Source organism: Sunxiuqinia sp. (assembly GCF_055140945.1).
Genome location: NZ_JBSQYS010000067.1, coordinates 1 through 12,390, shown reverse-complemented (window position 1 = coordinate 12,390; position 12,390 = coordinate 1). Strand labels below are relative to the sequence as shown.

General features: G+C 41.4%; 9 protein-coding genes. 3 read left to right on the top strand and 6 right to left on the bottom strand.

Going from position 1 to position 12,390, the window contains the following annotated elements:
- The first annotated feature begins 549 nt into the window (after positions 1–549).
- A complete protein-coding gene (gene pgi / locus ACTB00_RS19330) occupies positions 550–2,199 on the top strand; it encodes a glucose-6-phosphate isomerase (protein ID WP_463301549.1) in 1,650 nt (549 codons plus the stop codon).
- Positions 2,200–2,341: 142 nt separating this feature from the next.
- Here the strand turns inward: pgi and ACTB00_RS19325 are convergent, their stop codons facing one another.
- A complete protein-coding gene (locus tag ACTB00_RS19325; protein WP_463301548.1) occupies positions 2,342–3,337 on the bottom strand; it encodes an NAD(P)H-dependent glycerol-3-phosphate dehydrogenase in 996 nt (331 codons plus the stop codon).
- A gap of 15 nt (positions 3,338–3,352) precedes the next feature.
- Positions 3,353–5,074, bottom strand: coding sequence for a lysine--tRNA ligase (gene lysS, locus ACTB00_RS19320; protein ID WP_463301547.1), 1,722 nt, complete (start codon positions 5,072–5,074; stop codon positions 3,353–3,355).
- Between the two features lie 311 nt (positions 5,075–5,385).
- Here lysS and recJ point away from each other — a divergent pair, with 311 nt between their 5' ends.
- Together recJ and ACTB00_RS19310 are read left to right on the top strand one after the other, a co-directional pair.
- Entirely contained in the window at positions 5,386–7,107 is a 1,722-nt protein-coding gene (gene recJ / locus ACTB00_RS19315; protein WP_159518749.1) for a single-stranded-DNA-specific exonuclease RecJ, read from the top strand.
- 25 nt (positions 7,108–7,132) lie between these two features.
- Positions 7,133–8,356 carry a uracil-xanthine permease family protein gene (locus ACTB00_RS19310; protein WP_463301546.1) on the top strand — a complete coding sequence of 408 codons (1,224 nt, stop codon included), beginning with the start codon at positions 7,133–7,135 and terminating at the stop codon, positions 8,354–8,356.
- Between the two features lie 46 nt (positions 8,357–8,402).
- Here the strand turns inward: ACTB00_RS19310 and ACTB00_RS19305 are convergent, their stop codons facing one another.
- The 4 genes from ACTB00_RS19305 to ACTB00_RS19290 form a co-directional block, all read right to left on the bottom strand.
- The gene (locus ACTB00_RS19305; RefSeq protein ID WP_159518751.1) at positions 8,403–8,882 is read right to left on the bottom strand and encodes a DUF4251 domain-containing protein; all 480 of its coding nucleotides are present in this window, start codon (positions 8,880–8,882) and stop codon (positions 8,403–8,405) included.
- A 204-nt stretch (positions 8,883–9,086) separates the two neighbouring features.
- Positions 9,087–9,515: an energy transducer TonB gene (locus ACTB00_RS19300; RefSeq protein WP_463301545.1), complete on the bottom strand. Its 429-nt coding sequence runs from the start codon at positions 9,513–9,515 to the stop codon at positions 9,087–9,089.
- A 368-nt stretch (positions 9,516–9,883) separates the two neighbouring features.
- On the bottom strand, positions 9,884–11,035 hold the full coding sequence (locus ACTB00_RS19295) for a 1-acyl-sn-glycerol-3-phosphate acyltransferase (protein ID WP_463301550.1): 1,152 nt from the start codon (positions 11,033–11,035) through the stop codon (positions 9,884–9,886).
- 47 nt (positions 11,036–11,082) lie between these two features.
- Positions 11,083–12,285, bottom strand: coding sequence for a hypothetical protein (locus ACTB00_RS19290; protein ID WP_463301544.1), 1,203 nt, complete (start codon positions 12,283–12,285; stop codon positions 11,083–11,085).
- Between the last annotated feature and the right edge of the window lie 105 nt (positions 12,286–12,390).

The following is a 12,390-nucleotide window of genomic DNA, read 5'->3' as shown; positions in this document are numbered from 1 at the left end:
AAAAACGTGATTGAGAGGAAGGAACGACCGAAGCAATCTGTTTCGGACAATACTGGTGCAAGTCGCCAACAGATCCTGAAACAAGTTCAGGAAGACGAGCACTTAATTGGGACATTTAAGTCCCCCGCTTCGCCAACAGGCGAAAAGCTCGGCCTACGAAGGTTTTGAACTAGAAAACAAGGGAAGGAAGCAGCGAAGGGACTCGCTAAGAAAACCCTGTTTGACGACTGAAAAGGAGGAGTTTGGTTTTCGGGCAGTGACTGACCCGTAGTTTTCGTTCAAAAGCATCGTCAGCCTTGATTCTTTTGGTTCCTTTTCTCATCCAAGGAGAAAAGGAACTGGGGTTGTTGGGGCAACGCCCCAACAGCAGCAAAAACAACTGGCGATTCGAAAACCACCACAAAGAAACACCTGCCAGTATAAATTAAATGCTGAATCGCTGATCGCTCAAACAGAATGGACTGAATCTAAAATGCTTTTTTTATCTTTGTAATCGCTCGTAAAATTGACATCTACTATTGTATTAAATAACAACTAAAATCACTCAATATGCTACCAAAAATAAATCCGACAACAACAAAAGCATGGAAGGCTCTGGAGGCGCATTATGCTTCGTTTAAAGACACTCAAATTAAAGATCTGTTTACCAATGATGCTTCTCGTTTCGAGAAATACTCATTGAAGTTTGAAGATATCCTTTTGGATTTCTCTAAAAACCGATTGGATGACAAAGCGTTGTCGTTGTTGTTACAGCTAGCTGAAGAGTGTGGTTTGAAAGAAGCCATCGCCAGCGAGTTTTCAGGCCAACGAATCAATGTCACTGAGGATCGCGCGGTGCTTCATGTAGCTTTGCGTAACCGTAGCAATACGCCTATTTTGGTTGATGGTAAAGATGTAATGCCTGAAATTAATGAGGTATTGGAGCAAATGAAAAACTTTTCCGAAAGCATCATTTCGGGTGATTGGAAAGGATATACCGGCAAACCCATTACCGATATTGTAAATATTGGCATTGGAGGTTCCGATCTGGGGCCATTGATGGTCATTGAGGCGTTAAAGTCGTACAAAAAAGAAAATATAAATCTGCATTTTGTATCGAATGTAGATGGAACACACATTGCTGAAACCTTAAAGTTGGTTAATCCTGAGACCACGTTATTTATTGTAGCGTCGAAAACCTTTACCACGCAAGAAACCATGACCAATGCCAACAGTGCAAAAAGTTGGTTTTTGAGTGCGGCTAACGATGAGTCATTTGTAAAAAATCATTTTGCAGCATTGTCTACAAATGTCGATGCGGTTTCTGCCTTTGGTATTGACACCAAAAACATGTTCCGCTTTTGGGATTGGGTAGGTGGTCGTTATTCGGTTTGGTCGGCCATCGGCTTATCAGTAGCTTGTGCTATTGGGTTCGATAAATACGTCGGGTTTCTTGAAGGAGCACACGCCATGGATAATCACTTTAAAACAGCTGATTTTGATCAGAATATTCCGGTAATATTGGCACTAATTGGCGTTTGGTATAACAACTTCTATGGTGCCGAAACAGAAGCAATCCTTCCTTACGACCAGTACATGCATCGTTTCTCTGCTTATTTTCAGCAAGGAAACATGGAAAGTAACGGGAAATATGTCGATCGTAATGGAGAGCCCGTAACCTATCAAACCGGCCCGATTATTTGGGGCGAACCGGGTACTAATGGTCAGCATGCCTTTTATCAATTGATTCACCAGGGAACCAAGTTAATTCCTTGCGACTTCCTGGCTCCGGCAATTAGCCACAATCAACTTGGTGATCATCATCCGAAGTTGCTAGCGAACTTTTTTGCACAAACCGAGGCGATGATGGTAGGAAAAACGGAAGCTCAAGTCGTGGACGAATTTAAAGCTGCCGGAAAATCGGATGAAGAAATTCAGGCATTAAAGAATTTTAAAATCTTTCAAGGGAACATCCCAACCAATTCCATTTTATTTAAGAAACTAACGCCACATACCCTGGGTGCTTTGGTTGCCATGTACGAACACAAAATATTTGTTCAGGGGATCATCTGGAACATCTACAGTTTCGATCAGTGGGGTGTCGAACTTGGTAAACAGTTGGCCAACAATATTCTTCCTGAATTAACAAATGAAGAATCTATTTCAACACACGATGCATCGACCAATGGATTGATCAATGCATATAAAGAAATGCGATAACGAAATTTTGATCTAATTAATGAAGAGGTATTCCAGATGGACTACCTCTTTTTTATGGGTTGACGTGTAGACGCTTGGGTCGAACTATCCTAATGATAAATCGAATGTAACAGGAAAACCAGCAGGCAATATTCCCCGCAGTTTATCTCAATTTTCCGGTCAATTCTTTGATCTCAATTGAGGGTGGAACATTTTCGTAAAGGATATTGTACACCGCCTCACAAATAGGCATTTTCACCTTGAATACCTCATTAATCTCATGAATTGACTTGGTAGCATAATAGCCTTCAGCCACCATGTGCATCTCAATCTGAGCAGTTCGGGTGGTGTATCCTTTTCCAATCATTGCACCAAATGTGCGATTTCTTGAAAACTGAGAATAAGCAGTTACCAGTAAATCGCCCAGATAGGCTGAGCTCTTAATATCGCGGGTTATCGGATGTACCTTATCTACAAAACGTTTAATTTCCTGAATGGCATTGGCTACAAGTACTGCCTGAAAATTGTCACCATAGCGCAAACCATGCACAATGCCCGAAGCAATAGCGATAATATTTTTTAATACCGATGCGTACTCTGTCCCAAAGATATCGTCGGAAACATGCGAACGGATATAAGGGCATTCTAATCGGGATGCAAAATCACGAGCTCGTTTAATATCCGGGCAGGCAATCGTCAGGTACGACAAACGTTCGAGCGCTACTTCCTCTGCATGACAGGGCCCGGCAATCACACCAATCCGGTCATACGGAACTTTATAGCTTTCTTTTAAATAGGTTGCAATAATCTGGTTGGTTTCAGGAACAATTCCTTTAATGGCAGACACGATGAATTTATTGCTGATATCGGCTGTCAGATCCTTAAGCGAATCATGTAAAAAAGCCGAAGGAATCGTCAACACCAACACATCTGACTCTTCAATAATTTGATTGATGTCATTAAAGAAGACGATTTGATCAATATCAAACTCAACCCCTCGCAAGTAGTTTGGATTGTGCCTATACCGTTTGAATTGCTCAATATTCTCACTACTTCGGAGGTACCAATTAATGCTTTCAACATTATTCAGTAATATTTTTGCCAAAGCTGTTGCCCAACTTCCACCTCCGATAATCGCTATTTTGGGTTCTACATACATAATCAGTAGCTCCGGCTATGCCAGCCATTGCTTTACATCATCCATTGAAGGGTTTGTAAGCCCAAGTTTGTTTTTTTTATTGAAACCACAAAGGTCATTGAAAAATTTTCCTGGTTTCGCTTCTTTCAAAGCCTCCGTTTTTTGAAATCCAAGTTTACGAACAACTTCGACCCATTCGGCTGGAATGCCCATTTCTACGAACATTTCATCTGTATCAACCGCAGCTTTTTTCTCCGGTCTCATTTGTGGGAAAAATAATACATCCTGAATTGACATGTTATTGGTCATAAACATTGTCAGCCGGTCAATTCCAATTCCCATTCCCGATGTTGGAGGCATACCATACTCCAAGGCACGCAAAAAGTCCTGATCGATAAACATGGCCTCATCATCTCCTTTTTCCGAAAGCTTCATCTGATCTTCAAAACGCTCGCGCTGATCAATCGGATCATTCAACTCCGAGTAGGCATTGGCCAATTCTTTTCCATTTACCATCAACTCAAAACGCTCGGTCAATTCGGGATTGTCACGATGCTTCTTGGTGAGTGGCGACATTTCAATTGGGTAGTCTATAATAAACGTTGGCTGGATGTAATTGTGTTCACATTTTTCACCAAAAAGTTCATCAATCAATTTTCCCTTACCCATCGATGGATCGGTTTCAATATCTAATGCTTTACAGATTTCACGAAGTTCGGCTTCTGCTTTTCCGGCGATATCATGCCCCGTGTGCTCCAGAATAGCTTCCCGCATGGTCACCCGAGGATACGGACGCTTAAAGTCGATCATTTTATCGCCAACAGGAATCTCGGTTTTTCCATGAAGTGCTAAAGCCACACGCTCCACCATCTCTTCTGTAAAATCCATCATCCACTTGTAATCTTTGTACGCGACATAGATTTCCATCACGGTGAACTCCGGGTTATGAGTCCGGTCCATTCCTTCGTTGCGGAAGTCTTTGGCAAATTCATACACGCCCTCAAAACCACCAACAATTAAACGCTTCAAGTAAAGCTCATTGGCAATTCGCAAATACAGCGGAATGTTTAAACTATTGTGATGGGTAATAAACGGGCGGGCAGCGGCTCCTCCTGGAATGGCTTGCAAAATAGGCGTTTCCACCTCCATGTATCCTCGTTCGTTAAACATCTCGCGCATGGTGTTGACAATTTTTGTGCGCTTAATGAAAGTATCTTTCACTTGTGGATTAACCACCAAATCGACATAGCGTTGACGGTAACGTTGCTCCGGATCAGTAAATGCATCGTAGGTTTTCCCTTCCTTTTCCTTCACAATCGGAAGCGGACGAAGTGATTTTCCTAGTACCGTAAACTCTTTTACATGAACGGATTTCTCTCCGACCTGCGTAGTAAACGCAAATCCCTTCACGCCAATGATGTCGCCAATATCCAACAGCTTTTTGAAAACCTCATTGTATAAGGTTTTGTCATCTCCCGGGCAAATTTCATCACGATTAAAATACATCTGAATACGACCAGAATCGTCCTGCAATTCAGCAAATGAAGCTTTCCCCATAATTCGGCGACTCATAATCCGTCCCGCTAAAACAACCTCCTGATAATTCTCCTTCTCAGGATCAAAATTGTCCTTTATCTCTTTTGCCTTCGTATTCACCGGATACTGCTCTGCCGGGTAAGGTTCAATTCCTAACTCACGCAATCTGGCCAATGAATTTCTGCGGATCACTTCTTGCTCGCTAAGCTCTGCTATACTCATGGGTACTTTTCAGTTTGAAATATTTCTAAAAAAATCAGGTGCAAATATAACAAAGAAATGCTGATTACATTCCAAAGTCTATCTCAAACTAAATATAACATAATCAACATTTTGAGACTCTTATCTTGCTATTGATAATTTTATAACAAGTCTAATGATTTGAATGGGTGAAATTTAGATTCGAATATCGCTTTATTGTTAACAGAATGTCAACGATATGGCGTGCTTTCGTTTTCCAGATCGCCAAGCATTGCTTATCTTTGACAAATTAAATTTGTGCACCCAAAACGAGGAAGAAGTAATCAGCAAGAATGGATAAAATCTGGAACATTAAAACTCAAGGCGATGCCAATGTTATCAAGCATTTATCTGCTGCCCTCAACGTAAATATGGTTATTGGAAACCTGTTAGCACAACGAGGAATTTCAACTTACGCCGAAGCAAAATCTTTTTTCCGACCACGCCTTTCCGATTTACATGATCCATTCCTGATGAAGGACATGGACAAAGCCGTTGAACGACTTGAACGCGCCATTGAAAACGAAGAAAAAGTATTGATTTATGGCGACTATGATGTTGACGGAACGACCTCGGTCGCTTTGATGTACCAATTTTTACGTAGCCGGATTAAAAATCTGGACTATTATATTCCTGACCGTTATTCGGAAGGTTACGGTATTTCGCCGCGAAGTATTGACTTTGCAGAGGAAGAAAAAATTTCGCTTATTATCGTTTTGGATTGTGGAATTAAAGCAGTTGAAAAAATAAAAAATGCCAAAGATCGCGGTATTGACTTTATCATTTGCGATCATCACAACCCTGATGATGTCATTCCCGAGGCGGTTGCGGTGCTTGATGCCAAACGCCCGGATTGCAACTATCCGTTCAAAGAGCTTTCCGGATGTGGAGTTGGTTTTAAACTGCTTCAGGCCTACACACAAAAAAATGATGTCCCGATTGTTGAGCTCTACGATTTACTTGATCTTGTCGTTGTCAGTATTGCTTCCGACATTGTTCCGGTAGTTGGAGAGAACAGGGTGCTGGCCTATTACGGGCTTCGCAAACTAAATTCGAACCCCAGCCTCGGATTGAAAACCATCATCCAAATGTCGGGCCTTGTGGGGCAAGATATTTCGGTGAGCGATATTGTTTTTAAAATTGGACCACGCCTGAATGCTTCAGGTCGAATTGAACACGGTAAAAAATCAGTGGCAATCATGGTGGTTACTGAAGAAGAAGAAGCCATCGAACTCGGCAATGAAATCAATTCGTACAACGAGATACGCAAAACGTTGGATCGTGACATTACCCAGGAAGCACTGGATATGATCACCCACGATCCGAACCAAAACGAACGTAAAGCAACGGTGCTATACAACCGCGACTGGCACAAAGGAGTCGTTGGCATTGTGGCCAGCCGGTTGACTGAGCATTATTACCGTCCAACTGTCATCCTTACCGAGTCAAACGGCATGGCAACAGGTTCAGCACGCTCCGTAAAGAATTTTGATTTGTACGAAGCAATTGGTTCGTGCAGCGACCTTTTGGAATCGTATGGCGGACACATGTACGCTGCCGGTTTAACCATGAAAATTGACAACATCCCGGCATTCACCCGTCGGTTTGAAGAAATCGTGGCCAATAGCATTACGAAGCAACAGCAAACGGAAACGATGGATGTGGATGCCAAAATTCAACTTTCAGAAATCACACCCAAGTTCTACCGTATTCTGAAACAGTTTGCTCCGTTTGGACCTCACAATATGGATCCGGTTTTTGTCACCGAAAATGTGCTTGACAGTGGTACCAGCCGCTGTGTTGGCCGTCAGCTGGAACACCTTAAGCTTGATCTGGTTGAACCAACCGGAAACTCATCAGTATTCCCGGCCATCGCTTTTAATCAGGCTGATCATTACGATGCCATCAGCCAAGGTTTACCTTTTGACATTTGTTATTCGATAGCCGAAAATGTTTTTAGAGGTAAAACAAATATCCAGCTTTATATCCGCGACATTTCCGCAAAACTATATTAACACTCGCTAACTAAATTTCAATTAAATGACTAAGCTGAAAATGAATGAAAACCAGAACCAATTTACAGGACGTAATATGGTTTTGGGCGTGCAATTTTTGTTTGTAGCCTTCGGAGCAACTGTACTTGTTCCGCTTCTGGTTGGTATCGATCCTGCCGTGGCTCTATTCACTGCCGGAATTGGAACGCTAATTTTTCACCTGATAACAAAAGGAATGGTTCCCGTATTTCTGGGCAGTAGCTTTGCTTTTATTGCTCCAATTATTGAAGCCACGAAACTTTATGGCTTACCGGGAGCACTATCCGGAATTGTTGCGGTTGGTATTGTATACACAGCCGTTTCGGCACTCGTAAAATGGCGGGGCATAAAACTCATCGAGCGCCTTTTCCCTGCTACAGTAGTTGGTCCGGTAATCATGATTATTGGTTTGTCACTGGCAGGAACAGCTATCGATATGTCCAAAACACATTGGCCCATTGCTGTCATTAGCCTGGCTACAGCTGTTATTGTGGTCGTATTCACCAAAGGCTTAATCAAATTGATTCCTATTTTCATTGGCATCGTCGTTGGGTACATTGCCGGCCTGGTATTTGGCGTTATCGACTTCACCCCAATAAAAGAAGCTGCCTGGCTTCAGCTTCCCGGATTTATCGTGCCTGAATTTAACTGGAATGCTATTTTATATATGATTCCTGTCGCAGTGGCCCCAATTATCGAACACGTAGGCGACATGTACGCAATTGGTGGCGTGGCTGATAAAAACTTTATTGAAAAGCCCGGTTTACACCGCACCTTACTAGGCGATGGTATTGCCACCGGACTTGCAGGTATGGTTGGAGGTGTTCCAAATACGACTTACTCTGAAGTTACAGGAGCCATTGCCCTAACAAAAGTAACCAACCCATTCATCTTGCGAATTGCTGCAATTACTGCGATCGTTTTTTCATTGATCGGAAAGGTCAGCGGTATTCTGAAAACCATCCCTCAAGCAGTATTGGGAGGAATCATGCTTTTGCTTTTTGGATTAATTGCCTCTGTCGGCATAAAAACACTGATCGACTCAAAAACCGATCTTTCACAAATTCGAAATCAGGTGGTTGTTTCTATCGTGCTGACTATCGGAATTGGAGGTGCAGTTATTTCCTGGGGCAATTTTTCACTCGCAGGAATTGGACTGGCAGCTGTTGTTGGAATTTTACTGAATCTGATTTTACCGGGAGAATCAAAAAAAGTTAACGTAGAAGGTTAAGAATAAAATCATACAACCAAAAAGGCAGGAAAAACCTGCCTTTTTTTTATTCATCTAACGGCTCAATAATGCCGTAATAACTCACCGACTGCCTACGGTTGGAAAGAATACTCATGGAAGCATAACCACTGTCGCCAGCATGGATATCAATCTTGTAACTGTCCTTTGCGGTGTCTACTTCAATTCGGATTTCATAAGAGTCTTTTTTGTCATTCCTCTCAACTTCCAGAACCTTAGCGACCTCTTTAAATTTGATACCTCCTTCGGTACTGCCATAATCCGATTGATAAGCCCGCCCATAAAAAGGCAACCAGGATTCAACCTGCATGCTATCTACGGAAAAATCGTAAGTTGAAGTTAAATTGATCGTTCCTCCACTCATTGGTGTCACCGAGCGAGCAGTAAATTTAAACTGCCTGCTTTCGATTAACGCTTTGATATTTTCTTTTTTATCTGTCTCTTTCTGCGCCATAGAAAAACCTGAAAACACTAGAAGCAACAGAATTACACTTGTCATTTTTTTCATCACTCTAAATCATTTAATGCAATTATAAACCAATCAAAATAAATGCCATAGTCCTCAAATAAACAATCGTTAACATTTTAAATTACGAAACAGCAGGTAAAAAAGTTAACCTGTGTAAGCTTGATAAAAAAACTACGGACTTAAATTAAATATGGAGAGTTAAGAAAACGTTGACGCGTGCCGACAATCAGAAACGAAAGGAATTTATTTTTTAGGAGGTAATTGAATCGTATACTGGTATGAAGTACCTGAAGCCGACTTTTGTTCTTTGTCCGATTTTACTGAATAATTGTACGAGACCCCTTTGGGCTTGTGTTCATCCAGACGAAAATTTATCCTGAGCTTTTTCCATGCTTTTAATCGTACCCCACGATTCTTCACCCTACCGTAGTGCATCATTTTCACCAACCGGACAGCTTCCTCGTCGCAACCAAAGCCAATGCCATTATCTACCTTTACCTGCAACACTTCACCTTCGTCATTAATTTCGGCTTGTAAATAGACTGTTCCCTGAATTTCATTTTCCAACGCTTGTTTGGGATAAACCAAATGCTCTTTGATAAAAGCTTTGAATGACTCATTTCCTCCCGGATATTCGGGTCGATGTAAAAATTTCCTGTCGGATTTTTTCATGTGTTTATAATTGTTTATTTTTCGCAACACATGGAACTCGCTTTAAACAATCATACTTCTGTGTGTGAATATTTTACATGCTCGTTTCATTGCAGGTATTGGTAAACGACAAACGAAGTTCTACAAATTGCAGGTTAATTGCAAATATCAACCATTGTTCTTTTACTCCCAAATTAAAGAGCAATCCTCGGCAGTAAAAAATGGAAGTATGTGGTATCTAAAACCCCTTATTTCGATTTGAAAATTTCAATCCCGGTAAAATTCAAAAATGAAGCAACCATCAAGCAATTCATCAACGTTGTCAATAAACCAAGACAGACAAATTGATAACGGAAATCTGAGAATAGATTCTATTGTTTTATGCTGAATTAAGCATTCGCCTTTTTACTTACTGCATTTTCAGCATTCAACAACGGATTGGCATACATTTTAACAAACAACTCCTGCTGACGCTTTGAATCTCCTTCTCCAATTGTATCGACTAAATCCTGAAGTAATTCTGAAAACTTATCACGCGTCGCCTCTTCAATTTTGTCGGCATGTTCATCTTTACCGTTCATTAAATCGGCTGCTAAGTAATTATTCGGCCAAAGTTTGTAGTTTTTGTAAATCCGCTCGTCAATATAATCAGCTAGCTGCTGAACGCTCTCGTTGGCTGTTTCAGCTTTTGCAAACTCTTCCAACGGTGCATCAATTGGCTTACCAAACGAAAAGTGAACCCTTCCTTTCGGACGAGTTAATCCAAAAGCCATGCTCTTCAAATCATCAGCCTGTGTCTTTTCAAACCCCTCACTTTCGCGTTTATAAATCTCTTCAACCTTTGAGATTCCGCAAGGCTCACGCTCATAGGAAATAGAAAGGGGCACAATTTGCAGTTCATGAAAACCTTCAACAAAGTCCTTATCGTTGCTTAAGTTCAACATTTTAAGCAACGCTTGTTGCGTTTGGTCATTTCCGTCTTTTGTCCTTCCTTCGCGCTGAGCAATCCAAACCGATCGGTTTCTGCTGGTAATGGCTTCACGAATATAGGTAGAAAGCTTTTTCGAGGCCATCAGCAATTCTCGGGCAGGCAAATTTCGTTTAACAACAAAAGCCCGGTTTAACTTTACCGCATGAACAATCCAATCGTAAATCAACAAGTTGTTGCCGATTGCAATTTCGGTGGTATTCATTCCAGCCTTTACAATGGTATAGTTTAAAAGCGCTGCATCCAAAATAATATCTCGATGATTGGAAATGAACAAATAACTTTTCGATTTATCCAACTGATCCAAACCACTCCACGTTACGCCACAAGTTGTCTTTTTAATAATCCAATCAGCAACCAACGAAAGCATAAAAGTCAACTGCAACTCCTCTACTGTCTGGATTTTCGACAACATTGCTTTCGCCTGAGCACGTTGGTTTTCATCCTGAAAAATAAATTGAAGTACCTCTTGAAAAATATCGTCTTTCAGCAATACGTTAATGTAGTGATTAACTTCATGGTCTTCATAAGGTCGAATATCGTCATAGTTCATTTTCACCCCAATCCTTTAAGCATTTGCCGCAAAGATATAAAATCAACTCAAAACTTGAATCTTAACTGAAATTTAACTTCAGTCTTTTTGCCACCATCAATCTGGCTATAACCACTACCCAGCTTGTCAACCCCAAGAAACCAGCTTCTTGCAACTTTCATCCAAACGTCAATCTTTTCACATATTTTAACTTTTCCATTTGCATAGATACGTATTCCTTTACCATAAAAGGCGGGAACAGAAAACTGGTAAAGCAGATCATTTTCAAAAGCATAAACCCTCGAATCGTAGTCGTCAGTATGAAAATAAGCCAGCCTCAACCACCATGCCTGCGAATTACTTTTACTGTGAAAACCGACATCCTGAAAGACCATCCAACCAAATGATTTTTGCTCGTGTTGATACCAAATACACTCCCATCTGCTTTTTGAGATAAGCTGTTCCCAAAGAATACCTTCAACCTGAATCCGAACCTTTTCCCTAGATTGTTCCAGGTTTAACTTTGTGAAATCGCCATTCGCTTTTACCGGCTTTTTCTCTAAAAAGTAACGGGAGTACACCTTCCAGTCCTGAGTAACCTTATAATCCAACTGAAGCAAATACTCCTGTCCCTTTCCGGGCGCAACAGTTGTATATTTTATCCAGTTATATCGAAAAAAATCAGCGTACATGCGGAGGCTGACTCCCGCGATGGGTTGAACCACTGCTCCAAAATAAACGCCTTGTTCGTCATTCACTTTGCTTCCTTCGGTGAAAGCCCCTGCCAATGGGGCATTGTAGTTTTTACCAATATTTCGGTACAAAACAGACAGTCCGATCTGATCTGCCGGATTAGCCTGCACCCCTTGAATAAATGCCGTTCCTCTTGTACTGGACCAGGCTGTTTCTCCAAAAAAGAAATAACGGTTCAGCCCATACTTGTAGCTCAATCCGAGATTACTCACCTGTCTTCCGTCAAACAGAAAAAGGTTGTAGTCTGCCAGTTTTCGTTGCAATGGAAGCTCATAGCGAAAATGAATTCCGGTTAATCCAACGGATAGTTTATCGAAAGAAAAACTCAGGTTCGTTCCGGCAGTAAAGGCCCTGACCGAGTTTTTATCGTCAATTTCGTTTTGGCTCCGGTGCAAACCCGAAGTTTGAAAAGAAGTAAAAACAGCAGCCCCATCAACGCTGTCTTTATTTGCATCAAACCGCTTATAGGAAACAAATGAACTCCATTGGAATTTTCCTAAATCCAGACTTGTTGCCACGCCGCGCAAAAAGTTGTTCTCGTCAGTTGATGAATAGCTCTTTATACCCTGATTGAATTTCGACTTTCAGGACGGAAAGCATCGTCTTTATTTGGGCGACTATCT